This window comes from Candidatus Palauibacter sp., from assembly GCF_965222475.1.
Taxonomy (GTDB): domain Bacteria; phylum Gemmatimonadota; class Gemmatimonadetes; order Palauibacterales; family Palauibacteraceae; genus Palauibacter.
Map to the genome: position 1 here is coordinate 1072125 of NZ_CBDCUB010000001.1, position 23740 is coordinate 1095864.

Annotated in this window: 18 protein-coding genes and 1 pseudogene; 4 read left to right on the plus strand and 15 right to left on the minus strand. The window is 69.8% G+C overall.

Annotation, left to right across the window (positions count from 1 at the left end):
* Positions 1 to 29: 29 nt before the first annotated feature.
* From argS to ACOQPP_RS04885, 11 genes and pseudogenes are all read right to left on the minus strand, one after another.
* Positions 30 to 1325, minus strand: a pseudogene (gene argS, locus ACOQPP_RS04835) (arginine--tRNA ligase); the annotation flags it as partial.
* A gap of 399 nt (positions 1326 to 1724) precedes the next feature.
* Positions 1725 to 3341 (minus strand): acyl-CoA mutase large subunit family protein, encoded by a 1617-nt coding sequence (locus ACOQPP_RS04840; protein ID WP_420635928.1) that lies wholly within the window; start codon positions 3339 to 3341, stop codon positions 1725 to 1727.
* On the minus strand, positions 3338 to 3841 hold the full coding sequence (locus ACOQPP_RS04845; protein WP_419166370.1) for an acetyl-CoA carboxylase biotin carboxyl carrier protein subunit: 504 nt from the start codon (positions 3839 to 3841) through the stop codon (positions 3338 to 3340). The genes ACOQPP_RS04840 and ACOQPP_RS04845 overlap by 4 nt, the downstream gene beginning before the upstream one ends.
* Before the next feature lie 10 nt (positions 3842 to 3851).
* Positions 3852 to 5342 (minus strand): acetyl-CoA carboxylase biotin carboxylase subunit, encoded by a 1491-nt coding sequence (locus ACOQPP_RS04850; RefSeq protein WP_420635929.1) that lies wholly within the window; start codon positions 5340 to 5342, stop codon positions 3852 to 3854.
* Positions 5343 to 5358: 16 nt separating this feature from the next.
* Positions 5359 to 6900 carry an acyl-CoA carboxylase subunit beta gene (locus tag ACOQPP_RS04855; RefSeq protein WP_419166616.1) on the minus strand — a complete coding sequence of 514 codons (1542 nt, stop codon included), beginning with the start codon at positions 6898 to 6900 and terminating at the stop codon, positions 5359 to 5361.
* Between the two features lie 2 nt (positions 6901 to 6902).
* Positions 6903 to 8813: an ABC transporter substrate-binding protein gene (locus tag ACOQPP_RS04860; RefSeq protein ID WP_419166615.1), complete on the minus strand. Its 1911-nt coding sequence runs from the start codon at positions 8811 to 8813 to the stop codon at positions 6903 to 6905.
* Positions 8794 to 10653 (minus strand): 30S ribosomal protein S1, encoded by a 1860-nt coding sequence (locus ACOQPP_RS04865; protein ID WP_419166368.1) that lies wholly within the window; start codon positions 10651 to 10653, stop codon positions 8794 to 8796. The genes ACOQPP_RS04860 and ACOQPP_RS04865 overlap by 20 nt, the downstream gene beginning before the upstream one ends.
* A 243-nt stretch (positions 10654 to 10896) precedes the next feature.
* Positions 10897 to 12888: a 3-phosphoshikimate 1-carboxyvinyltransferase gene (aroA, locus tag ACOQPP_RS04870; RefSeq protein WP_419166367.1), complete on the minus strand. Its 1992-nt coding sequence runs from the start codon at positions 12886 to 12888 to the stop codon at positions 10897 to 10899.
* Positions 12885 to 13823 carry a ribonuclease Z gene (rnz, locus tag ACOQPP_RS04875; RefSeq protein ID WP_419166614.1) on the minus strand — a complete coding sequence of 313 codons (939 nt, stop codon included), beginning with the start codon at positions 13821 to 13823 and terminating at the stop codon, positions 12885 to 12887. The genes aroA and rnz overlap by 4 nt, the downstream gene beginning before the upstream one ends.
* On the minus strand, positions 13811 to 14269 hold the full coding sequence (locus ACOQPP_RS04880) for a hypothetical protein (protein ID WP_419166366.1): 459 nt from the start codon (positions 14267 to 14269) through the stop codon (positions 13811 to 13813). Before ACOQPP_RS04880 ends, rnz begins: the two co-directional genes overlap by 13 nt.
* A complete protein-coding gene (locus ACOQPP_RS04885; RefSeq protein WP_419166365.1) occupies positions 14266 to 15405 on the minus strand; it encodes a thiamine pyrophosphate-dependent enzyme in 1140 nt (379 codons plus the stop codon). The genes ACOQPP_RS04880 and ACOQPP_RS04885 overlap by 4 nt, the downstream gene beginning before the upstream one ends.
* Positions 15406 to 15631: 226 nt before the next feature.
* Here ACOQPP_RS04885 and ACOQPP_RS04890 point away from each other — a divergent pair, with 226 nt between their 5' ends.
* The 3 genes from ACOQPP_RS04890 (at position 15632) to ACOQPP_RS04900 (ending at position 19755) form a co-directional block, all read left to right on the plus strand.
* On the plus strand, positions 15632 to 16492 hold the full coding sequence (locus ACOQPP_RS04890) for a DUF4159 domain-containing protein (protein ID WP_419166364.1): 861 nt from the start codon (positions 15632 to 15634) through the stop codon (positions 16490 to 16492).
* Positions 16493 to 17092: 600 nt separating this feature from the next.
* A complete protein-coding gene (locus ACOQPP_RS04895; protein ID WP_420635930.1) occupies positions 17093 to 18844 on the plus strand; it encodes a hypothetical protein in 1752 nt (583 codons plus the stop codon).
* 26 nt (positions 18845 to 18870) lie between these two features.
* On the plus strand, positions 18871 to 19755 hold the full coding sequence (locus tag ACOQPP_RS04900; RefSeq protein ID WP_420635931.1) for a hypothetical protein: 885 nt from the start codon (positions 18871 to 18873) through the stop codon (positions 19753 to 19755).
* Between the two features lie 48 nt (positions 19756 to 19803).
* Here ACOQPP_RS04900 and ACOQPP_RS04905 read toward each other — a convergent pair whose 3' ends face one another.
* Positions 19804 to 19968, minus strand: a complete 165-nt coding sequence (locus ACOQPP_RS04905; RefSeq protein ID WP_419166360.1) for a hypothetical protein — start codon at positions 19966 to 19968, stop codon at positions 19804 to 19806.
* 110 nt (positions 19969 to 20078) lie between these two features.
* Between ACOQPP_RS04905 and ACOQPP_RS04910 the strand changes: the two genes are divergently transcribed.
* Complete coding sequence (locus ACOQPP_RS04910) at positions 20079 to 20966, plus strand: hypothetical protein (protein WP_419166359.1); 888 nt, start codon at positions 20079 to 20081, stop codon at positions 20964 to 20966.
* 56 nt (positions 20967 to 21022) lie between these two features.
* Here ACOQPP_RS04910 and ACOQPP_RS04915 read toward each other — a convergent pair whose 3' ends face one another.
* From ACOQPP_RS04915 to ctaD, 3 genes are read right to left on the minus strand one after another with little or no spacing between them, the layout of a single operon-like run.
* Positions 21023 to 21319: a cytochrome C oxidase subunit IV family protein gene (locus tag ACOQPP_RS04915; protein WP_419166358.1), complete on the minus strand. Its 297-nt coding sequence runs from the start codon at positions 21317 to 21319 to the stop codon at positions 21023 to 21025.
* Between the two features lie 7 nt (positions 21320 to 21326).
* A complete protein-coding gene (locus tag ACOQPP_RS04920) occupies positions 21327 to 21896 on the minus strand; it encodes a cytochrome c oxidase subunit 3 (RefSeq protein WP_419166357.1) in 570 nt (189 codons plus the stop codon).
* Positions 21896 to 23740, minus strand: coding sequence for a cytochrome c oxidase subunit I (gene ctaD, locus ACOQPP_RS04925; protein ID WP_419166356.1), 1845 nt, complete (start codon positions 23738 to 23740; stop codon positions 21896 to 21898). The genes ACOQPP_RS04920 and ctaD overlap by 1 nt, the downstream gene beginning before the upstream one ends.

A 23740-nucleotide genomic window follows, 5' to 3' on the forward strand; every position in this document is an offset into this window, starting at 1 on the left:
CTGCACATGCGGGCGTGCGCGTACTGGACCTTGTACACGGGATTCGCTTCGGACGTGTCGAGGGCCAGATCGAGGTCGAAGTTGAGGTGTACCTCGGGGCGTCGCATGAGGAAGAAGTACCGCGCGACGTCGGGCCCGGTCTCGTCGACCAGCTCGCCGAGCGTGACGAAACGGCCGGCCCGCTTGCTCATCCGGACCTCCTTCCCGCCGCGCGTGATCGTGACGAGCTGGATGATGAGCACCTCGAGCAGGTCCGCGTACTCCAGCCCCCCGAGCGCGGCCAGCATCCGCTTCTCGTGCCCCTGGTGGTCGGCGCCCCACACGTCGATGGCGAGATCGAAGCCGCGGTTCGCCTTGTCCAGATGGTACGCCAGGTCCGGCAGGAAGTAGGTGAAGGAGCCATCGTTCTTGATCAGGACGCGGTCCTTCTCGTCGCCGAAATCCGAGGTCCGGAGCCAGGTCGCTCCCTCCTCCCGGTACGTCAGACCCCGCGCCGCCAGGCGTTCGAGGAGACGGCCGATCGCGCCGGAGTCGTACAGCGACTGCTCGGAGAAGAAGAGGTCCATCTCGACCCCGAACGCGGACAGGTGCCGCGCCTGCTGCTCACGGAGGAGCCGCACCGCGTCCTGCCGGAAGCGGGCCCGGCGGCCTTCCGGCTCGAGCGAGGCGAGGACGCCGACGCCCGCTGTGTCGCGGATCTGCGCGGCGACCTCGCTCACGTACTCGCCGTGATACCCGCCCTCGGGGACGGACGCCGAACGGCCGGCCGACTCCTCGTAGCGGGCTTCGACGGACTCCGCCAGCAGTTCGATCTGCCGCCCGGCGTCGTTGACGTAGAACTCCCGCGTCACCTCGTGACCGGTCCATTCGAGGAGAGAAGCCACCGCGTCGCCGAGGGCGGCGCCGCGGCCGTGCGCCACATGCAGCGGACCCGTCGGGTTGGCCGAGACGAACTCGACGTTCACGCGCCGGGGCGGGACGGCCCGACTTCGGCCCCAACTCGTATCGGCCTCCAGAATGGCCGCCAGCCGGGGCCAGATCGATTGGTCCGAGAGCCGGAAGTTGAGGAAACCGGGGCCGGCGACCTCGGCCGTCTCGATCCCGGCCGCATCCCGGTCGATCACCTCGCACACGCGCTCCGCCAGGCTGCGCGGGGGCTGACCGAGCCGCCGCCCGAGGACGAGGGCGGCGTTGGACGCCCAGTCCCCGCGGGACGCATCCCGCGGCCGCTCGAGGGTCGGCGAGAAGCCCTCCGGGGCTCCGGCCGCGGCGAGCGCGGACTCCAGCGCCGCGGAGAGGCGGGCGAACGCGGCGTCGTGTGTCACGAGGCGGCGTCCCGGTCGCGCCGTGGATTCGTGGCGGCGCGTCCGCCCTCGGCCTTGCCACGGCCGTCGCCCCCGGCGGTCTCCCCGGCCGCGCCGGACTTGGACGCTCCATCGCCAGCGTCGGCCGGGGCCTCCGATCCGGATCCCGTCTCGCCTCCACTCTCCGGCCGGCGGTAGTCCGTGGCGTAGAATCCGGGCCCCTTGAAGAGGATCCCGCCCCCGGCGGAGATGAGACGCTCGGCCCGCCGCTCACCGCAGGACGGACACACGCGGATGGGCTCGTCCGACATGCGCTGGGAATCTCTCGAACGCATGGCGGCAACCCCGGCATCGATATTCGTACGTCGGCATTCAGCGTCCCCGGATCGGAGTTTCGAAGCCTGGCGGCGCGTCCGCCCGTCAGCCCGGCCGGTACTCTCCCCACACGTCGCGGAGAGCGTGGCTGATCTCGCCCAGAGTGACCCGGCGCCGGACGGCGTCGATCAGGACGGGGAGCAGGTTAGCATCCCCGGCGGCGGTTCGCCGGATCCGGGCCAGCGACGCCTCGACGTCCGGAGCGTTGCGGCCGGCCTTGAGCCCGGCCAGCCTTCGACGCTGTTCCTCCGCGAGGCGGGCGTAGTCGGGCGGCGCCGGGGTCTCGACGGGCGCGGGATCGTCGTGGACGTTCACGCCCACGACCTCGAGGTCCCCGCGCTCGATCGCCCGCTGATGCCGGTAGGCCGCCCGGTGGATCTCGTCCTGCATGTAGTCGATCGCCCGGACGGCACCGCCCAGTTCGTCGATCCGCGCGATGTACTCGCGGGCCCGCGCCTCGAGCGCGTCGGTGAGCGACTCGACGAAATAGGAGCCTCCCAACGGGTCGACGGTATCGCCGACGCCGGTCTCCGCGGCCAGGACCTGCTGCGTGCGGAGCGCGAGACGCGCCGCCTCCGCGCCCGGCAGCGATAGCGCCTCGTCGTAGCTGTTGGCGTGCAGCGACTGCGCGCCACCGAGCACGGCGGAGAGCGCCTGGAGCGCAACCCGGACCACGTTGTTGAGGGGCTGCTGCGCGGTCAGGGAAGACCCCGCGGTCTGCGCGTGGAAGCGCAGCCGACAGCTCTCGTGCGCCGCACCGAAGCGGTCCCGCATCAACCGTGCCCACATGCGCCGCGCGGCCCGGAACTTCGCGGCCTCCTCGAAGAAGAGCCGGTCCGCCGAGAAGAAGAAGCTGAGCCCGGGGGCAAAATCGTCCACGTCGAGGCCGCTCTCGACCGCGCGCCTCACATACTCGACCCCGTTCGCGAGCGTGAACGCGAGTTCCTGGGCCGCGGTGGCTCCGGCCTCCCGGATGTGATATCCGCTGATCGACACGGAGCGCCAGCGAGGCATCTCCGCCGCGCAGAAGTCGAACACGTCCGTCACGAACCGGAGGCTCGGCTCCACCGGATAGATGTAGGTTCCGCGGGCGATGAACTCCTTCAGGACGTCATTCTGGACGGTTCCCCGCAGGTCGCCGCGTGCGATGCCGCGTTCCTCCGCCACGCCGGCATACATCGCGAGGAGAAGCGGCGCCGTGGCGTTGATCGTCATCGAGGTCGACACCGTGGCGAGCGGGATTTCCTCGAACAGCCGGTGCATGTCCTCGATCGAATCGATCGCCACGCCGACGCGCCCGACTTCGCCCCGCACCTCAGGGTCGTCGGAGTCGTATCCCATTTGCGTCGGCAGGTCGAAGGCGACCGAGAGCCCGGTCTGGCCGGAGTCGAGCAGATAGCGGAAGCGGCGGTTCGTCTCGCCGGCCGTTCCGAACCCGGCGTATTGGCGCATGGTCCAAAGCCGACCCCGGTACATCGTCGGGTAGACGCCGCGCGTGTACGGAAACTCGCCGGGGCAGGACCGCTCGGACGTCGCCCCTTCCCCGTCGTAGACGGGCTCGACCTCGATGCCGCTCGAGGTCGTGAACGACGATCGCCGCTCCGGGCGCTTCGACACGTACGGCCCGAGGATCTCGCGCTGCCAGCGATCTCGGTCGCTCATGCGCTCTCCGTCGCGAGCGTAACGAGGCGCTGATCCCGGTCCACGATGTCTCCGGGGCGCACGGCGATCTCGCCCACGGTGCCCGGACCCTCCGCGCGCAGTTCGTTCTCCATCTTCATGGCCTCGATCACGACCAACGGGTCCCCCGGCTCGACGTGCTCTCCGGGCTCGACGAGCACACGGACGACCAGCCCCGCCATCGGCGCGCGCATCTCGCGCGGTCCGCCCTCGCCGCCGGACCGGCCGGTCAGCTTGTGGATCGCCCGGGTGCGCTCGTCCTCGACCGCGACATCGAACGTCCGGCCGCGTATGGTCAGCCGCCACCCCTCTCCCGTCCGGCGTGCGAACACCCGGTGGTTCGCGCCGTCCAGCACCAGCTGCAGCTCGCCCGCGCCGAGGCGGGTCAGCTCGGCTTCCGGCTCCCACGCGCCCATCCGCACGCCGGAAGCCAGGCGCTCGACCTCGAAGTTCTCGCCGCCCACCTCGACGTGGTACTTCACGGCGACCGACTCACCACCCGCGCCCCGCCCGCACCCAGCCGGAAAGGCCGCGTCTTCCGTCCCGCGATTCGCCACGCGTCTCCGGGACGACCTCCTTCCGCGCGTCGTCGGCCAGGAGCACGGCGGCGGCGATCGCCGCGTCGCGCAACTCCGAACCGGCGGCTGCCTCCAGGTCCGGGTGCTCCTCCACGTACCGGATCGAGATGTCGTTCGCCCGATAGTCCGGCTCGTCCATGACCGCGAGGTGCCAGGGGACCGTGGTCTCGACCCCGCCGATGGCGAGGCCCTCGAGCGCCGCCCGCAAGCGCCCGAGCGCAGCCGCCCGGTCCGTCGCGTGCACGACCAGCTTGCCCAGCAGCGAGTCGTAGTGGAGCCCGATCTCCGAGCCGCGCCGGATCCCGCCGTCCCAGCGGACGCCGGGGCCCGCGGGGATCTCGAGACGGTCGACCCGTCCCGTTGAAGGGAGGAAGCCCCCCGCCGGGTCCTCGGCGTTGATCCGGCACTCGATCGCGTGGCCGCGGGCCACGGGAGGCTCGCCACCCCCGAGCAGTGGAAGACCGGCCGCGATCCGCAACTGCTCGCGGACCAGGTCGACGCCCGTCACGAACTCGGTGACCGGATGCTCCACCTGAATCCGCGTGTTCATCTCCAGGAAGAAGAACTCCTCCCCTTCGACGAGGAACTCGATCGTCCCGGCGCCGCGATAGCCGACCGCCTCCGCGGCGCGGACGGCCACTTCGCCCATCCGGCGGCGCAGCGCGTCACCGATCACCGTACACGGCGCCTCCTCGATCAGCTTCTGGTGTCGGCGCTGGATCGAGCATTCGCGTTCGCCGAGGTGCACCGTCCGCTGGCCGTCCGCGAGGATCTGGATTTCGACGTGGCGCGGGCGGGACAGGAAGCGCTCGACGAACACCCGGCCGTCGCCGAAGGCGTTCCGGGCTTCCCGCGCCGCGCGCTCGAACAGCGCCTCCAACTCCTCGGCGGCCTCCACCACGTGCATCCCCTTCCCACCCCCGCCCGCCGCCGCCTTGAGCATCACGGGGAAGCCGATCTCCCGCGCGCGGGCCACGGCTTCTCGCGCCGAACCGAGCGGGTCGGTGCCCGGAATGACCGGCACGCCGGCCCCGAGCATGCGCGCCCGGGCCCGGGTCTTGTCGCCCATGATCTCGATCGCCCCGGCCGGCGGGCCGATGTAAACGAGCCCGGCCGCCTCCACGGCGCGCGCGAAACCCGCGTTCTCGGCCAGGAATCCATACCCCGGGTGGACGGCCCCGGCGCCTGTCCGGGTGGCGGCGGCGATGAGCTTCTCGGCCGCCAGGTAGCTCTCCGCGGAGGCGGCCGGTCCGATCCGGACCGCCTCGTCCGCCAGCAGCACGTGGGGGGCCCGTCGATCCACGTCCGAATAGACCGCGACCGACCCGAGCCCCGCTTCGCGGCAGGCGCGGATGATGCGAACGGCGATCTCGCCGCGATTCGCGATCAGGACACGGTCGAACATGCGGCCTCGGGGACGATCACAACGGGATGTTGGCGTGCTTCTTCGGCGGGTTGCCGTCCCGCTTCTCGGCCATCGTCTCGAGCCCCGACACGAGACGGCGGCGCGTCTGGCGGGGATCGATCACGTCGTCGATGAAGCCGCGCATCGCGGCGAGGTAGGGATTGGCGAACTTGGCCCGGAACCCGGCCTCGAGTTCGTCCGTCCGCGCGGCCGGATCCCCGGCGGCCTCGATCTCTCGCCGGAAGAGGACCTCCACCGCCCCCTTCGCTCCCATCACCGCGATCTCCGCGCTCGGCCAGGCGAGGTTGAGGTCGCCCCGGATGTGTTTCGACGACATGACGTCGTACGCGCCGCCGTACGCCTTCCGGGTGATCACCGTCAACTTCGGCACCGTGGCCTCGCAGTAGGCGAAGAGCAGTTTCGCGCCGTTGCGGATGATGCCGCGATGCTCTTCTCTCACGCCCGGAAGGAAGCCGGGCACGTCCTCGAACGTCACGAGCGGGACGTTGAACGCATCGCAGAAACGGACGAAACGCGCGGCCTTGATGCTCGCATCGCTGTCCAGAACCCCGGCGAGCACGGCCGGCTGGTTCGCGATCACCCCCACGGCGTGCCCCCCGAGCCGGGCGAACCCGGTGAGGATATTGCGGGCGAAATCGGCGTGGACCTGGAGAAACGTCCCTTCATCGACGATCCGGCCGATGATGTCGAGCATGTCGTACGGGAGCTTCGGGTCATCCGGGATGATGTCGAGCAGGGCCTCGTCGGCCCGGTCCACCGGGTCGGAGGTCTCGCGCCAGGGCGGATTCTCCTGGTTGTGCGAGGGCAGATATCCGAGGAGCCGCCGGATCATCCCCAGCGCCTCGATCTCCGTCGCGGAGCGGAAGTGCGCGACGCCGGAGCGTCCCGCGTGCACCGACGCGCCGCCAAGTTCGTCGAAGGTCACGTCCTCGTGCGTCACGGTCTTCACGACGCCCGGACCCGTCACGAACATGTGGCTCACGCCATCGACGACGAAGACGAAGTCCGTGATGGCGGGGGAGTAGACGGCTCCGCCCGAGCACGGGCCGAGGATCGCGCTCAGTTGGGGGATGACCCCCGACGCGAGCGTGTTGCGCAGGAAGATGTCCGCGTAGCCTCCAAGAGAGGCGACCCCCTCCTGAATACGAGCGCCCCCCGAATCGTTGATCCCGATGATCGGGGCTCCGTTCCTGGTCGCGAGGTCCAGGACCTTGACGATCTTCCCGGCGTGCGCCTCGGAGAGCGACCCGCCGAACACCGTGAAATCCTGGCTGAACACATACACGGTGCGGCCGTCGATGCGGCCGTATCCCGTGATGACGCCGTCCCCCGGGATCCGCCGGTCCGCGAGTCCGAAATCGGTACAGCGATGTTCCACGAAACGGTCGAGTTCGACGAAACTCCCCTCGTCGAGGAGGACGTCGAGGCGTTCACGGGCGCTCAGCTTCCCGCGCGCATGTTGCCGGGCGAGGCGTTCCGGGTCTCCGCGCAGCGCCTGGGCGGATCTGGCCTCGAGCTCGGAGAGCTTGTCGCGCATGCTCACGGGGACGGCATCCTGAACGTCGTGTCCGTCGCGACCGTATCTCGCGGGGCGAAGGGCGACGGGGCTCCCCGCACCCCGGCCAGCCAGCTGAGGAGCGCGCCCCGATCCGCTTCGGCGGGGACGCCGTCGACGAGCATGCGCACCTCCGTGGCGCGCCGCACCGAGGAGCGCCCGGCGTCGGGCCGCAGGCGCCCCGTCACGCCCTCGACCTCCGGTTCCGTCTCGAGGTATGCGGCGAGCGCGGCCGGAATCGGAAGTCGTCCTCCCTCGAGGGCCGCCAGCGCGAGCGTTGCAGCATCGTGGGCCAAAGCCGGCATCATATTATCACGCAATGATTTGCGGTATTTCATCTCATAATCTGCTACAAATTGCTGCCACGCGGTTCCGGCGCTCACTCGATCCGTCGTGAGCCCCACGACCCGGTGGTCCGTCGCGAACTCCTCGAGGCGGCGCAGGGCGGCGGGTTCGGCCCAGGCGGCGCTTCCCACGATGATCGCGTTGTAGAGTCCGTAGTAGAAGAGCTGAGGCGCGACGGACAGTACGCCGGACGCCGACGCCGATGGTGCGAAGACCACATCGGGCTCCAAAGCCGCGAGGGCCTCGATGGGCTCCTGGAAGGTCGTGAGCGAGGGATCGTATCGCTGGTGCGCCAGCAGTTCCCCGCCTCCCTCCAGAATCGCGCGGGTGAACGTCCCCACGGCCCCGGCGAGCCCCACGCCGACCGGTTCCAGGACCGCGACGCGTCGGAGCCCCAACTCCTCGAGGATCCAGCGGGCGAGTTCCCCCGCCACGTCCGCCTCGAGCGTAGCGGCATCGGAAAGGGTGTAGGCGCCCGGACTCGGCCGCAGCACCTCGGTCGCGGTGGGGCTGATGATGGGGAGCCGCGGGTTGCGCCGGGCCCGGGAAGCGGTCGCGAACGACTCCGAGCGGAGGGGGCCGATGATCGCGATCACGTCCCGGCTCTCCAGCGAACGGACGAGTCCGGCCGCATTGTCCGGGTCCGAAGCGTCGTCGAGCAATATCAGCTCCACTTCGAATCCCGTCGGACGCTCGCGTCGGTAGCGGTCGACGGCGACCTCGATCCCTTCGCGCAGCAGCTCCCCCACGTCGGCGAGATCACCGGTGAGGGGCAGGATCGCTCCGATCCGGGCCGGAGCGCTGCCCAGATCCGTCTCGGCCGCCGCGATCAGCTCCGCCGCGGACCGTTCGGCCTCGGCGGGACTCCCCTGGAGGACGCCGGCGGCAAGGCGTCGAGCCTCCTCCCCCTCCCCCGCGACGATGAGCAGCCGCGCGAGCTGGACGTGGACGACGGCGGCCGCTGCGGTCGCCGTCGGGTTCCCGCTCGCGAAGGCGCGGAGTTGCGTGACGTCGAGGGCCGAAGCCAACTGGCGGAACGCATCCGGGCCGACCGCCTGAAGCGTCCCGGGGTGGGCGAGCACGGCAGCGACGGCCTCCCCCTCCCTGCCCGTCTCGGACAGAGTACGGACCAGCCGTTCCACCGTCTCCTCAAGGAGGGGACCCTCGGGGACCCGGTCGAGGAGCCGCCCGTAGCGGTCCGCCGCGGCGCCGGGGAGTCGTTGCGCCTCCAGCGCCCGACCGGCCAGGACGAGGGCGCGGTCGGCCAGCGCGCGCAACGTCTCGCGGCTCTCCCAGGCGGCGTTCAGCGAGTCGGCGCGGGCCCCGGCCGATGCGAAGTCCCCTCGCTCATAGTCCGCTTCGGACCGCAGCAGCGCGGCCGCCGCCACCTCGAGGTCGATCGCGCTCGCTCCCACGGCGTCGATGATGGGATCGTCGCTGCGGAACAGACAGCCCGCCGCGACGAACAGCGTGGCCAGGCAGCCGAGGGTGGGGGGCCTCCTCGCTGCGAACCGCCTCGCGTCGAAGCGCCTACGCCCCCGCCTCATCATCGGCACCGGACGCCTTCCCGGCCGCGGCCCGATTCGACGAGCCGGCCTGCGCCCCCGCCATGCTCTCGTACTCCACCTCTGCGGCATCGTAGGGAACATCCGGTGCGTCCACGACGGCGAGGACGATCCGACGGTTGATGGGATCCGTCTCGAGAACCCGCAGGTCGAGCTTCTGCCCTTCGTCGAAGTGTTCGGCCGGTTCGGCCAACTGCTCTTCGACGCCGAGCTGCGAAATCGGCACAAACCCCTCGAGATCACTTCCGAGGTCGACCACGACGCCCTTCTCGAGCAGCCGGCTGATCGAGCCAGGGACCTCTCGCCCCGGCTGGTAGGACTGGGCGAGCTGATACCAGGGATCCTCCTGCACCTGCTTGAGTCCGAGGGAGATCCGTTTCTGGTCGGGATCGATCGAGAGGACCACGACCTCGACCTCGTCGCCCTTGCGGAACACCTCGGCCGGGTGTTGTACGCGGCGTGTCCAGCTCATGTCCGAGATGTGCACGAGGCCGTCGATCCCGGCTTCCACCTCGACGAAGGCGCCGAACGACGTGAGGTTCCGGACCAGACCCCGAATCTTCGTCCCCGGGGGATACCGCGCCGGCAGCGCGAGCCACGGGTCCTCCTCGACCTGCTTCATGCCGAGCGAGATCTTCTGCGCGTCCTCGTCGACCCGCAGCACCACGCATTCGACCTTGTCGTTGATGCCCACGAGTTGCGAGGGATGGCGGACGTTGCGCGTCCAGGACATCTCCGAGATGTGCACGAGCCCCTCGATCCCGCGCTCGAGTTCGATGAAGGCCCCGTAGTTGGTGATCGACACCACCCGCCCGAGCACGCGCGTCCCGACCGGGTATTTCTCGGCCACGTTCTTCCAGGGGTATTCCTGAAGCTGCTTGAGACCGAGCGAGATTCGTTCGCGGTCCCAGTCGATGTCGAGGATCTTGATCTCGAGCGTCTGTCCGATGTCGCAGACTTCCGACGGATGTCCGATCCGGCCCCACGACATGTCGGTGATATGGAGGAGGCCGTCCATCCCCCCGAGATCGATGAAGGCGCCGAAGTCCGTGATGTTCTTGACCACCCCGGCCCGCACGTCGCCGACCGAGAGTTCCTCCTTCAACTGCTCCCGCTTTCCGGCCCGCTCCTCCTCGAGGAGCACTCGCCGGCTGACTACGATGTTCCGGCGACGCTTGTTCAGCTTGAGGATCTTGAACTCGTATTCGTCGCCGACGAGGTCGTCGACGTTCGGGACCCGACGGAGCGCGATCTGGGATCCGGGCAGGAACGCGTCCACGCCCATGAGGTCGACGGTCACGCCACCCTTGATCTTGCGCTTGATGCGCCCATTGACCGGACGATCGTTGTCGAAGGCGTCCTTGATCTTCTCCCAGACGCGAAGGAAATCCGCCTTCTTCTTGGACAGCACGACGACGCCCTCGTCGTCTTCGAGGCTCTCCAGGAAGACATCCACCGAATCGCCCGGCTGCACCGCGTCCGGGTCCTGGAACTCGTCCAGCGGCACGGCCCCCTCGGACTTGAACCCGACATCGAGGATGATGTCGGTCTCCGTCCGGCCGATGACCTGGGCGGAGACGATCTCTCCCTCCGCGATCTGGCTGAGGGTGTCTTCGTAGAGCGCGAGGAGTTCCCGGTACTCCGCCTCATCGTGCTGGGAATCGTCGCGCGGGTCGGCATCGAGATCGAGATCGATGGGGCTGGGCTCGAAAGCTTCCGGCACGGGGACGAGTGCCGGTTCATCCTCCCGGGAGGGATCGCCGTTCTCGTCGGCGTCGACCGTGCTCTCGGTGACGTCGTCCTGCGGGGTCTTGTCGTCGGGCATCGAAAGTCATCGTCCCGGGCGGGCCGGATTCCGGTCCCACCGGGCCTCGGTGGCAAAAAAAGATCGACCCTGACCGAGCATCGCACCCCTCCGCCCAGCCGCCGGCCGATCCCTTTATCTCGGGTTTCAACAGGATCGTCGCGGGACGCCACGTTCCCCCGCCACAATCCGTGGACAGTACGCGAAGCTAGAGCGGACGAAGGGTTCCGTCAACATAAAAAAGCCGTTCCGGCGACGTCCCGGTCAGAGTCGGGTGAGGCGGCGTTCGACGGCGAGTCGTACGATGGAATCCACGACCTCGCCCGGATCCCTCCCCGTGGTGTCGATCACGACCGCCTCCTCCGCGCGTTTCAGCGGCGACAGCGAGCGGGAGCTGTCCAGCCGGTCGCGCGCCTCGAGGGCGGCGGCCTCTCGCTCGATGTTCTCCTCGGTGAGATTCGCACCCCGCTCCCGCAGGCGTCGGCGGGCCCTCTCGCGGGGCTCCGCCACGAGAAAGACCTTGAGGCCGGCGTCCGGAAACACGGTCGTTCCGATGTCTCTGCCATCGCATACGATCTCGTGCCTTCGGCCGGCCCGGCGCAGGCGGTCCAACACGACCGCGCGCACCGCGGGAAGCGCGGAGAGGGCGGACACCCGCGCGGTCACCTCGGGCGAGTGGAGCGCCCGGTCGGGGATGGCCTCCCCGACGCCGACGGCGAGCCCTTCGGGCCCGGGGACGAGCTCGAGGGCCAGCGCGGGGACGGCGTCCTCGACCGCCCGCGCCTCGTCGTCGATTCCCTCCCGGAGAGCCCACCAGGTGATCGCCCGGTAGAGCAACCCGGAGTTCACATGCACGAACTCGAGCCGGTCTGCGACGCGGCGGGCCGTGGTGCTCTTGCCGGAGGCCGCCGGGCCGTCCACCGCGATCACCCGCCCGTCCGGCCGCGCGGCGGGGCGGGAGGCCGCGCCCTCCGTGAAGGGCGCCAGGGCTTCCCGGAAGCCGGGGAACGACACGCCCGCGCAGGCGCGATCGTCGATCGCCAGGTCGGCGTCCCCGGCCGCCTCGAGCACCCCGAACGCCATCGCGATCCGGTGATCTCCCCGGCTCTCGACGGCACCCCGGAGCCGTCCCCCGCGGCCCTCGATCGTCAGACCATCGGCGCGTTCTTCGACCCGCACGCCGAGTGACTCGAGGGCCCGCGCCAGCCCGGTCAGCCGATCGCTCTCCTTCACGCGCAACTCCGCCGCGTCGCGGATCTCGGACCGGCCGCGCGCCCGGGCGGCGAGGACGGCCAGCAGCGGGACCTCGTCGATGAGTCCCGGGACCGCCGCACCTCCGATCGAAAACGCGCGCAGCCCATCGGGAGGCCGGACGGTCCACGTCTCCCGGGGTTCACCGGCCTGATCGGGCAAGGGGTCGCGGCGCACGGCCGCCCCCATCGCTTCGAGGACCGCGAGGAAGCCGGTGCGCCCACGGTTGGCCGCCACGTCCTCGACCCGGACGGCCCGGCCGCTGAGCAGCCCCGCGCCGATGAGGAAGGCGGCGGAGGAGGGATCGCCGGGGACCGTCATGTGCAGGCCGTCCAGCCCCCCGTCCCACCCGGCCGGGTCGAAGGCCGCCTCGCCCGCCCCGGCCCGGGCGGGGTCGAACACGACCGGCGCCCCCATCGCGGCGAGCATGCGTTCGGTATGGTCGCGGGAAAGCGCGGGCTCGCTCACGGAGACACGAACCCGGGCCAGGACGCCCGCGAGCAGCACGGCGGACTTGACCTGCGCGCTCGCGACCCTGGCCCGGTGGCGAAGCGGTCTCAGCTGGCCCGTGGCCCGCGCCCGAACCCGGATCGGGAGTCGCTCCGGCTCGCCTTCGTACTCGATCCGGGTGCCCATGGCCTGGAGAGGATACACGATCCGCCGCATGGGCCGGCTCCGCAGCGACGGGTCCCCGTCAAGGACGGCGGCGACGCCGGCGCCGGACAGGATTCCCGTGAGCAACCGCGCCGTCGTTCCACTGTTCCCGCAGTCGAGCCGCGGCGGAGCCCCCCCGGCGAGGCCGCCGCCGGGGCAGCGGATCGTGAGACCGCCCTCGTCCTCCTCGCACTCGATGGCGGCTCCGAGCCGCTGCATGGCGCGCACGCTCGAGCGCACGTCGGCTCCGGTGGAAAGTCCCCGGACCACCGAGTCCGAGGCGGCGAGCGGGGCGAGGAGCGCGGCCCGGTGCGAAATCGACTTGTCGCCCGGCACGCGTACGCGGATCAAGGTGTCGCACCTCCCGAATCCGCGTCATCGAAGAGCACCTCCACGGACCAGCCGTCCCGCGCCAGCTCGGTGCGCGGGAAGATGGCCCGCGCCTCTTCGAGAAGTCGGGTCGGGCGCTCCGAGTACCGCGCACTGATATGGGTGAGGACGAGCCGCTTGACCCCCGCCTCCGCCGCGATGCGGGCCGCCCCCCCCGCCGTGGAATGGCCCGTCTCCCGGGCGCGGCGGGCTTCTTCCGCCGAGAACGTGGCCTCGTGGACCAGGAGGTCCGCTCCCCCGGCGATCTCGACCGTCCGCGGCGAGGGCCGCGTGTCCCCGGTATAGACCAGTTTCCGTCCCGGCCTCGGAGGTCCGATGAGATCCGTCGGGTCCACCCGTCGGCCGTCCTCGAGCTCCACGCTCTCGCCGCCATGGAGCCGGCCGAAGAGCGGGCCCTCCGGCACGCCCAACGCGCGCGCGGCCCCGACATCGAACCTTCCCGGACGCGGGTCTTCAAGGAGCGCGTAGCCGAGGGAAGCGAGCGTATGGTCGGTTGCGAAGGCTTCCAGACGGTATCCATCCCCCTCGATCGCCTCGCCCGCGCGGAGTTCGCGGACCGGGGCTTCGAACGCCAGCCGGGCGCCCCCGAGGTCCCGCAGCGTCCGCAGCGCACCCCCGGCACCCCGCGGCGCCCAGATCCGGAGCGGCTCCTCGCGCCCCTGAAGGCTCATGGTCCGGAGCAGACCCGCCAGTCCCAGATAGTGATCCGAGTGCAGGTGCGTAATGAGGATGTCGCCCACGGAGAAACCGACCCCGTAGCGCATCATCTGGCGCTGCGTCCCCTCGCCGCAATCGAGAAGGAACCTGCGTCCCTCCCGCTTCAGCGCGAGCGCGGGGACGTTCCTCGACACCGTCGGCCGGGAGGAAGCCGTTCCGAGAAACGTCAGTCGGAGGATGGCGCGACTCCTTCGGACCCGCCGACGCGAGCGGCCAGCGCGGCATCCGGCGTATCCGCGAGGGCCACGCCGTTCCACTCCACGACCGGGTGCTCCGCGGAGACGCATCGCAGCCGGATGCCGATGGCTCCCGCCGCGGTCCCGCCCTCGGCCCACACGGGCCCCGTGACCTGCGCCAGCCACACCGAGCCCCCGTCGTCGACCACCCGCCGCTCGGTGGCCGTGAGACCGCGGCCCGCTTCCCACAGCCGGCGGAAGGCCTCGTCGTCCAGCCGCCCGACCTCGATCTCCGCTGCGAGCGCCGCTCGCCGGTCTCCCGCGCCCAGATCGTCGCGGACGAAGTAGCCCAGGCCGAGGCCCGAAGCCGTCCGTCCGGCGTCGAAGAGCGTCCACGGGGTACCGTCGATGAGACCTTCCTGGCGCGGCCGGCGCCCGCCGCCGCTCATGCCGGCGCCTGCCCGTACACGCCGAACCCCGCGCCGCCCCCGGGCGAGGGCCCTGCGTCGCGGCTCGCCAGCGCCGCCTTCGCGGCCTCCTCGATCTCCATTTCGACCTCCCGCTCCACCGTTTCGAGGCGGGCGAGGTTCCGGGTCCGGAGGTCCCCGTCGCCCGGCGCTCCCAGGTGCACGCCCGCCAGGTACTCCTCGTACATCCCGATCGGGTCCCGTCGTCCCCAGTACTCGAACAGCCGGGGCGCGAAGGTGGCCCGGGCCTCGCGCACGTCGTGCGTCGCGTGGCCTCCCATGCGGAAGGTGCGCGCTTCGATCAACTGCGGCCCGCCGCCCGCCCGGCAGCTTTCGGCCGCGAGCCGCGTCGCCGCGTAGACGTCGAGGACATGATTGCCGTCCACGGTCCGGGAAGGGATTCCGTACGCCGCCCCCCAATCCGAGAAATCCGGTTGCACGTGGTGCTGGTCCATCCGCGTCCCCAGCGCCACCTGGTTGTTCTGGATGATGAACACGATCGGCAGCGCGAGCGAGGCCGCGAAGGCGAACGCCTCGTGCGCCTCGCCGTGCTTCGTCGCCCCGTCGCCCACCCATGTGAGCGCCACCCGGCGTTCCCCGCGGATCCGGAAGGCGAGGGCGAAACCGTTCATCACCGTCGACAGCGTCGCGACCATGCTGATCGGCGGGCAGACTCCGTGCCGGAGATCCCCCAGGTGAAGGTCCCGTCCGCCGGTGGGGGAATCCGGTGTCGCGAGGTAGGTCCGGAACAGTTCCACGAGGGGTACGCCCATCTCGTGGTTGGCCCCCTGGTTGCGGATCATGGGGCCGACGATGTCCCCCTCCGCCGCGCGCCGGTCGAGCGCGTGCACGGCCCCCACCGTCACGGCTTCCTCTCCCGTGGCGAGCCACGCCTTCGAGATCACCCCCTGCTTCACCCAGCGCGCCAGCGCGATGTCGCCGAGGCGGAAGCGGAGCAGACCCCGGTACAGCGCCAGGTGGGCCTCGGGGGTCAGCCCGGCGATCTCGCGCTGGCGGTCGGGATGCGCCTCCACGCGGGCGCGGTACTGCTCGAGGAGCCCGCGGTCCGGCCGCCAGGATACGTATTCGGGGGGATCGTAGGCCGCGTATCGACGCATCGCTCAGGTTCTCATCGTGCGGGAAGAAGCGGAAGAGGACCCGCACAGGTCTCGCTATGCTCCCTCGTCGCGCCCTGTCATGCAAGCGCCGGCCCCGCTCACACCGCGACTCGGGGTGTGGCCACGAACGGCCCGGCCTTCGCCTCGGGGCGCGCGAACCGATAACGTTGGGGACGTTGGGAGGGATCGTTGGGAGGGGACGTTGGGAAGGGACGGGAGGGACCGCTTGAAGCCGTGCCGCCGCTGCAGACGCCGTGTGCCGGACGCCACCAGGGCGTGCCCGCACTGCCGCGCCTCCCAGCCTCGTGGGGAACGGCTCCCGCAGACCGTCCTCGGCCTCGCGGCGGTGGCGGCCGCCACCCTGGCGGCGATCGGATCGTGCCCCGGTCTCAAGGCCCAGCAGCCCGTGGCAAGAGCCCCGCTGCATTCGAGCGGCGATCCATCACGCGTGAACGCTTCGCTCATCGTTGCGACGCGCCAGGAGCCTCCGACGATCGCGCGCCTGCGCTATGACGGAGGGGGCGACTGGTACGCGAACCCCTCCAGCCTCGACAACCTGCTCGAACAAATCGAACTGCGGACCGGGATCGACGTGGCCGACCGACCCGCAGAAGTGGGGGCCGCCGATCCCGATCTCGCGGACCACCCGTATCTTTATGCGACCGGGCACGGGAACATGTCGTTTACCTCCCTCGAGATCGAACGGCTGCGTGCCTACCTCTACGGGGGCGGGTTCCTGCACGTGGACGACAACTACGGGCTCGACGAGTCCTTCCGCCGGGAGGTCGCCCGCCTCTTCCCCGACATGCCCCTCGCCGAAGTTCCGCTGGAGCATGCGATCTACCGGGTCTTCTACGATTTTGCCGAGGGTCTGCCGAAGATCCACGAACACGACGGCGACCCCGCCCAGGGGTTCGGAATCTTCATCGATGGTCGACTCGCCGTCTATTACAGCTTCGAGTCGGATCTGGGAGACGGATGGGAGGACGAGGGCGTCCACGGCGACGCGCCGGAGATCCGCGAGCAGGCCCTCCGGATGGGCGTGAACCTGTTTCTGTACGCCCTCTCCGCGATGCCGACGCGCTGAGCCGGCAGGCGGCTGCGCCTGGCAGCCCGTGACAACAAGCCCCGCCGCATCGAGCCGCGCCGTCCAGGCTGTCCTGATTCGGAAAAGGCGCGGCAGGTTCATCGGCCTGACCACCTCTTGTTGGCGCCGATGACCTGCATCGGCCTCCGACCCCGAGTTCAGCGTCCGGGGTGGGCTCGGTCCTCGGTGTAGTAGCAAAGATACGCCTCCAAGTCGCCGACCGACGCCTCTTGCGACTCGACCTCCATGTGACGATACCCCTGATTCTGGGGGCGCGTAAGGCAACGTATAGAACCTAAACTAAGTATAAGTTCCGGACATAAGTTCCGGACATAAGTCCCGGGCATAAGTTCCGGACATAAGTCCCGGGCATAAGTCCCGTTCTGCCCGGGAGGATGGATGTTCAGGTTGCCGCGCGCTGGATCCGCCTCTCCGTTGCGCCGTCGATTTTCCCGTTTCGCGGCCCCTCCGGACGCTTTCCAGCGGATTGCTGCCGCCGGTTCCGGCTCAGGCCGCCCGAACAACCCCACCCCGGGCAGGCCGGTCGCAACATCAAGATCACCCAGCGCGTGGCATCTACGCGGGCCGCGGCCTTGGCCGGTGGTCCTTCTAACGGGTACGATGGCGGGGCTGGCGGCGTGCTCCGAGTCGCCGTGGGCGCCGGCGGATTCAGAGCCGGTGCCGGGCGGCGAGCGGCCGATGGCGGCGGTGGTTTCGGAGACGAAGGGCTTCCATGCGGACGTGCCGACGCTCCCGGATTGGAAGACCGTCATATCGAGCCTGACATCGCCGGGGTGTGTGCTCCACTTCCGGCGTGCGACGGGAGTGTACGCGTCGAAGGAATACAAGCTCGTCTACAGCGACGCGGCGAAGGAGGCATCCAAGGACTGGTGGTGGCCGCTGCTGTACAGCGTTACGGCGGAGGTGACGCGGCCGGCGGCCGACGGCGGGACGGAGACGCTTCCGGAGCGTGTGGGGATCCGCGCGCTGTGCCTGCTGCCGAAGTCGGACCAGGGGACGGAGGAGGGGGTCGGGGCAGTGAAGGCGATCCTCGAGGCGCTGGGCATCTTCGAGCTTGACCAGGGCTCGGCCGACGCAAACGCCCTGGCTCCCGAGGGGGAGGCGCCGTCGTGGGTACTGGCGCCGCTGGGCTGGGCACGAAGCCGCCTATCACCGCGCCCCCTGAGCGCCGCGCAGGGGACCGAGCACCGCTGCAAGTGGAAGGGGGGGGAGAACTGCGCGGTGGAAGAAATCGGGGTGAAGATAACGTCGACTCCAATCTCGATAAGCTGCCCGGCCGGGTTCGACTTTGACTGGGTGGCCGTTGGGTGCACGCACACTGGTTTTAGCCCCACCCCCATTGCCCCGGGAGACCCCTTCCGCCCTAGTGGTGGCAGTGCTCCGGGCAATAAGGGCGACGGTGAAGACGGTGAAACGGGACGCCAGCCCGTGGAGTTCACGCTTTCCTGCCCCACGGTCCCGCGAGGCGCGGGCGGCTCGTGCTCGGTGTCAGCGTCCGGCCAGGAGTTGCGGACGTTGGAGTTCGCGTGGTCTTCGGCGTCCGGAGGCGTGACGGTGGGCACGGTGAGCAAGACGTTGGGAAAAATGTCGTGGAGCGGCGCTGCGGTGTCGGACGTGACCGTCACGGTGACGATCTCCGACCCAAGCGGAGCCATCGCGGGGGCGACGGAGACGGCGACCGCCGCGGTGACGCGCCGGATCTGGGCGCTCGCCAGGAACTCTCACGCGACGCCCGCTCACGCCGCGCTTGGCGCCGGCGGATGGGGCCGGTTCGACGCCCTCATCCCCGACTTCGCGGCGAGCCAGGGAACGGGCCCGTGGGAGGGCCTGCGCTACGTAGCCGGCGCCGCCGGCTTCGGCACGAGGCTCCTTCTGCACCCGGATCTGGATCCGGCGAAGGCGACATCGTACGGGACCCGGGACGATGCGACGGGCGTGGAGTGGGCGACGCTGCAGCACGACTGCCCGAACTCGGCGGACCTGGGGGACCGGGAGACCGTCCCCGCGCTCAACGGCACCTGCGGCCGAACGTCGGAGTATGAGGCGTGGGTCGAAGAGGTGGAGGCGCACGAACGGGAGCACGAGGGCAACTACAACGTCTGCGCCGACTCCCGGCAGCTCGCGGACGATCTCGCGGCGATCGAGGGGCTCTTGGGGGATCGGGTGGACGAACTGGACCAGCTTGAGCTGAACTTCCTGCTCACCCTCGACCGCGGGATTGACGCGGGGGTGGGCGGAACAAACGCGACCTCGTGGGACCACCGGCGGGTCAACAAATGGTACCTCGGATCGTTTATCTCTGGGCACTCGGGGGCACCGTGTCCCGCGTGAACCGAACAACCGAAGGGAGGACCAGCGTGGCGAGGATGCTTTGGCTGCTGGCGGTTGCGGCCGTGCTCCCGGCGCCGGCGGGGGCGCAGGAGGAGGGCGGGCGCCGGCCCATGCGCGACCAGAACGGCGAGATCGTCACCCGGGGCGGGGTGACGCTGGACGAGAACGGGGACTTCTACGGCACGATCCCCAGCGCGATGCGGCGTAACGGGCTGCTTCTCGACGCGGGAGGGCGGTGGGTGGCGCCGACCCCGGAGGCCGCGCTCCGCGAACTCCGGCGCCTGCCCGTGCCGGGAGAGTTCTATCCCTCCGACCCGGCCCGCGCCGTGCTGACGCAGCGGTTCGACGCCCTTTCGCGGGGGGAGTTGGACGCCTTCGCCGACGAGATGGTGCGGATCGTTCTGTCGGAGTGGACGCCCGGCGTGCGCTTCATCCGCAAATCGAAGACCGCACAAGGCGCGATGTCCGTGCTGCGGTTGTCCGTGAAGCCAAGCCACGGAGTGCCCTACGAGGGCGCGTTCGATGCCATGCGCCGCATCTGGGAAGTGTCCTCCGCGGACGCGCCGCCCGGGCAGAGGTGGGATCCCATGGGCGCCCTCCACAGCCTATACGGCATGGAGCCCGAGGGCCGCGGCCGGGATCTGCTGTACGCCGAGATCGCCGCGGCGCAGCCGCCGCCAAGGACCGGCGGGGATCCCGGCGACCCGAAGCGAACGCCGTGGTGCCGCCTCGTCAACCACGTGTTCATGCGTCACGTAATCTACGGGACGCCGCCCGCCACGCAGCGGCTGGGGAGGCAGGCGGTCATCGAGCGGGGGCTGCGCGGCCTGGACGAAGATCTGCGCAACCTGCCGGGCGACGCGGCGCTGTTCGAGTCCCGCTGCGGCGCACTGGAAATCCGGACCCCCTAAACCCCCGCCGTCGGGTGCTCTTGGCGGCTAAGGCTAAGGTCCGGCGGCCTACCGGTTGCGGCGGAGGTCATTGGCATCGCCGCAGCCTCTTCCCTCCGCCGGTGAGCCGCTACCCCCACCGCACCGGCCCTGGGCCTCGTCCATCCTGACGGCGAGCGTCGTGAGCGTGGCGGCGCGCCGCTCCACCCGCTCTGGGGCCTCGTTCTCACGCACGCTGCCCGATCGCCTTGCGCACCCCGGCGGGTCAACAAATGGTACCTCGGATCGTTTAACTCCGGGATCCCGTGTCCCGCGTGAACCGAACAACCGAAGGGAGGACGAGCGTGGCGAGGATGCTTTGGCTGCTGGCGGTTGCGGCCGCGCTCCCGGGGCCCTCGGGGGCGCAAGAGGAGGGGCCGCCTCCGCAGTTCATGCGCGACCAGAACGGCGAGATCGTCACCCGGGGCGGGGTGGCGCTGGACGAGAACGGGGACTTCCACGGCACGATCCCCAGCGCGATGCGGCTCACCGGGCTGCTTCTCGACGCGGGCGGGAGGTGGGTGCCGCCGACGCCGGAGGCGGCGCTCCGCGAACTCCGCCGTCCGCCCGTGCCGGGGGAGTTCCGTCCCTCAAACCCTGCCCGCGCGGTGCTGACGCAGCGGTTCGACGCCCTTTCGCGGGCGGGGCTGGACGCCTTCGCCGATGAGCTGGTGCAGATCGCGCTGTCAGAGTGGACGCCCGGCGTGCGCTTCATCCGCAAATCGAAGACCGCGCTAGCCGCGATGTTCGCGCTGTCGGGCTCTGTCAAGGCGGAGCACGGAGTGCCCTACGAGGGCGCGTTCGATGCCATGCGCCGGATCTGGGAAGTATCCTCCGCAGACACGCCGCCCGGGCAGAGGTGGGATCCCATGGGCGCCCTCCTCAGCCTATACGGCATGGAGCCCGAGGGCCGCGGACGGGATCTGCTGTACACCGAGATCGCCGCGGCGCAGCCGCCGCCAAGGACCGGCGGGGATCCCGGGGACCCGAAGCGAACGCCGTGGTGCCGCCTCGTCAACCACGTGTTCATGCGTCACGTAATCTACGGGACGCCGCCCGCCACGCAGCGGCTGGGGAGGCAGGCGGTCATCGAGCGGGGGCTGCGCGGCCTGGACGAAGATCTGCGCAAACTGCCGGGCGACGCGGCGCTGTTCGAGTCCCGCTGCGGCGCACTGGAAATCCGGACCCCCTGAGCTCCCCCCGCCCAGGGGGATGCACATGTGTCGCCCTATCTCCGAATCAGGACAGTCTACGCCCCAAACTTCCCGAAGATGGCCAGCAGGCCGACCACGATGGCCGTGGCGATGAACAGCCCCCACACGAACACGCCGGTGAGAAGCGGCCCGTCCGATCGCAGGTGCATGAAGAACATCGCGACGAGCACGAACTTGGCCACCATCATCGCGAGCAGGACCGGCAGGAGCACGGGCGCGAGCGCCTCGATGTAGAACACCATGACCTCGAGCGCGGTCAGCGCACCGAGGATCACCGCGACGGAGATGTAGAGTCGCGTGCCCGGATGGGATGCGCCGGAGTGTTCGCTCATGTGCGCCTCACAGCAGCAGGTAGATGAGCGTGAAGAGGACGATCCACACCGCGTCCACGAAGTGCCAGTACAGACCCGCGATCTCCACCGTCCCGGCGTTCCGCGCGTCCAGCTTCCCGGCCGCCGCACGCAGGCAGAGCGTGCCCAGCCAGATCACGCCCCCGGCCACGTGCGCGCCGTGCGTCCCGGTGAGCACGAAGAAGGTCGAAGAGAAGAGGTTCCGCGACAACGGCAGCCCCTCGTGCACGAAGTGGTTGAACTCGTAGTACTGGCCACCGAGGAAGATGAGGCCGAACAGCACGGTGAGCCCGAGCCACAGCTTCGTCCCGTGCAGGTCGTTCCGCTGCACGGCCGCCAGCGCGAGCACCATCATGAGACTGCTCATGAGGAGGACGAACGTCGTGACCGTGATGAACGGGATGTTGAGCAGGTCCTCCGGATAGGGCGGAACGACGTTGCGGCCCCGGTAGATCATGTAGGTCGCGATCAGCGTCCCGAAGAGCATGCACTCGGACGCGATGAACGCCCACATGGCCAGCTTGCGATTCGGGATCCCCGTCGCGGTCGGCCCCTCCATCAGCCCGCCTCCTCGCCGAACGGGGGCTCGAAGGCCCAGCCGAACAGCCCGCCCAGCGCCACCAGCAGCCCGAGCAGGGTGAGGCCGAGCGATCCGAGCCCGCCGATCGTCATCAGGAGCAGCCCCGCAGCGAGCACGAGCGGCCAGTACGATGGCTCCGGCATGTGCACCGGCTCGGGCGGCACCTCCGGCTGCCGGCGCGGCACGACGCCGCCGGCCTCGCCCTCTTCTCCTCGTCGCAGATCCCGTTCCACGTACGGATGCCACAGCGGGTCGCGCCGGTCCACGTTCGGGAGCACCGCGAAGTTGTAGTGCGGGGGCGGCGAAGGGGTCGTCCACTCCAGCGTCGACGCATCCCACGGGTTGTGTCCCGCCGCCTCGCCGCGCCGCCACGCGCGCCACAGGTTCCACGCCAGGGGCACGAAGGAAAGCGTGAAGATGAACGCGCCAATCGTCGAAATCAGGTTGAACGTGTCCAGCCCCAGCCCTTCCGCGTAGGTGAAGGTGCGCCTCGGCATGCCCAGGAGCCCGGCGAAGTGCATCGGAAAGAAGGTCACGTTGAGAGCGAGGAAGGAGAGCCAGAAATGGGCCTTCCCCAGCCCATCGTGCAGCATCCGCCCCGTCGCCTTCGGGAACCAGTGGTAGAAGCCGGAGAAGAACCCGAACACCGTCCCGCCGATCAGCACGTAGTGGAAGTGCGCGACCACGAAGTAGGTGTCCGTCTGCTGCAGGTCCGTGGGCGGCGAACTGTGCATGACGCCGCTCAATCCGCCGATGATGAACGTCCCCACCAGACCCACCGCGAACAGCATCGCCGTCCGGAAGCGTAACTGGCCGCCCCACATCGTCGCGATCCAGTTGAAGATCTTGATCCCGGTCGGTATCGCAATGAGCATCGTCGTCCCGCCGAACACCGCGTTCACGACGGGCCCCAGCCCGACGGAGAACATGTGGTGGACCCAGACCCCGAAACCGAGGAAGGCGATGAGGATCCCGGAGAAGACGACCATCGGATACCCGAACAGGCTCTTCCTCGAGAACGTCGGGATCACGTCCGATACCACGCCGAAGGCGGGCAGGACGAGGATGTAGACCTCGGGGTGCCCGAAGACCCAGAACAGGTGCTGCCAGAGGACGGGGTCCGCGCCGGCCGCGGCGTCGAAGAAGTGCGTCCCGAAGCGACGGTCGAAGAGCATGAAGATCAGTCCGACCGTGAACGGCGGGAAGGCGAGCAGGATGAGCCCGGCCACGATGAGCGCCATCCATGAGAAGAGAGGCAGGCGCATGAACGTCATGCCCGGCGCCCTCATGTTGAGGATGGTGACGAGGAAGTTCACCCCGCCCGCGATCGAGCCCACCCCCGAGATGAGGAGCGCGAGGAGATAGAAGTCCATCCCGAGACTCGGAGAGTACTCGGCGTTCGTCAGCGGCATGTAGGCGAACCAGCCGCCGTCCGGCATCGTCCGCAGCGGCACGCTGGCGTACAGGAAGAGACCGCCGAAGAGAAAGACCCAGAAGGAGAAGGCGTTCAGCCGGGGGAACGCGACGTCGCGCGCCCCGATCTGCAGCGGCACGACGAAGTTCAGGAACGCCGCCACGAGCCCCATGCCGGCGAAGAACACCATCGTCGTGCCGTGCATGGTGAACAGCTGGTTGTACAGATCCGGATCCAGAAAATCGCGCCCGGGCGCCGCGAGCTGAAGCCGCAGCATCTGCCCCTCGAAGCCGGCGACGAGGAGGAAGAGGAAGGCCGTCACGAAATACATGACGGCGATCCGCTTGTGGTCGACCGTGCTCAGCCAGCCGAGGATCCGCGCGCCCGCGCCCGCGTTCGTCGTCGTCAT

Bases quoted from the DNA above. Each gene is read 5' to 3' on its own strand.
- ctaD (WP_419166356.1), bottom strand. From the start codon at position 23,740: ATGACGACGACGAACGCGGGCGCGGGCGCGCGGATCCTCGGCTGGCTG.
- ACOQPP_RS04865 (WP_419166368.1), bottom strand. From the start codon at position 10,653: ATGCCCGACGACAAGACCCCGCAGGACGACGTCACCGAGAGCACGGTC.
- ACOQPP_RS04915 (WP_419166358.1), bottom strand. From the start codon at position 21,319: ATGAGCGAACACTCCGGCGCATCCCATCCGGGCACGCGACTCTACATC.
- ACOQPP_RS04885 (WP_419166365.1), bottom strand. From the start codon at position 15,405: ATGCGTCGATACGCGGCCTACGATCCCCCCGAATACGTATCCTGGCGG.
- ACOQPP_RS04860 (WP_419166615.1), bottom strand. From the start codon at position 8,813: ATGATGAGGCGGGGGCGTAGGCGCTTCGACGCGAGGCGGTTCGCAGCG.
- ACOQPP_RS04855 (WP_419166616.1), bottom strand. From the start codon at position 6,900: ATGCGCGACAAGCTCTCCGAGCTCGAGGCCAGATCCGCCCAGGCGCTG.
- ACOQPP_RS04840 (WP_420635928.1), bottom strand. From the start codon at position 3,341: ATGAGCGACCGAGATCGCTGGCAGCGCGAGATCCTCGGGCCGTACGTG.
- ACOQPP_RS04850 (WP_420635929.1), bottom strand. From the start codon at position 5,342: ATGTTCGACCGTGTCCTGATCGCGAATCGCGGCGAGATCGCCGTTCGC.
- ACOQPP_RS04880 (WP_419166366.1), bottom strand. From the start codon at position 14,269: ATGAGCGGCGGCGGGCGCCGGCCGCGCCAGGAAGGTCTCATCGACGGT.
- ACOQPP_RS04920 (WP_419166357.1), bottom strand. From the start codon at position 21,896: ATGGAGGGGCCGACCGCGACGGGGATCCCGAATCGCAAGCTGGCCATG.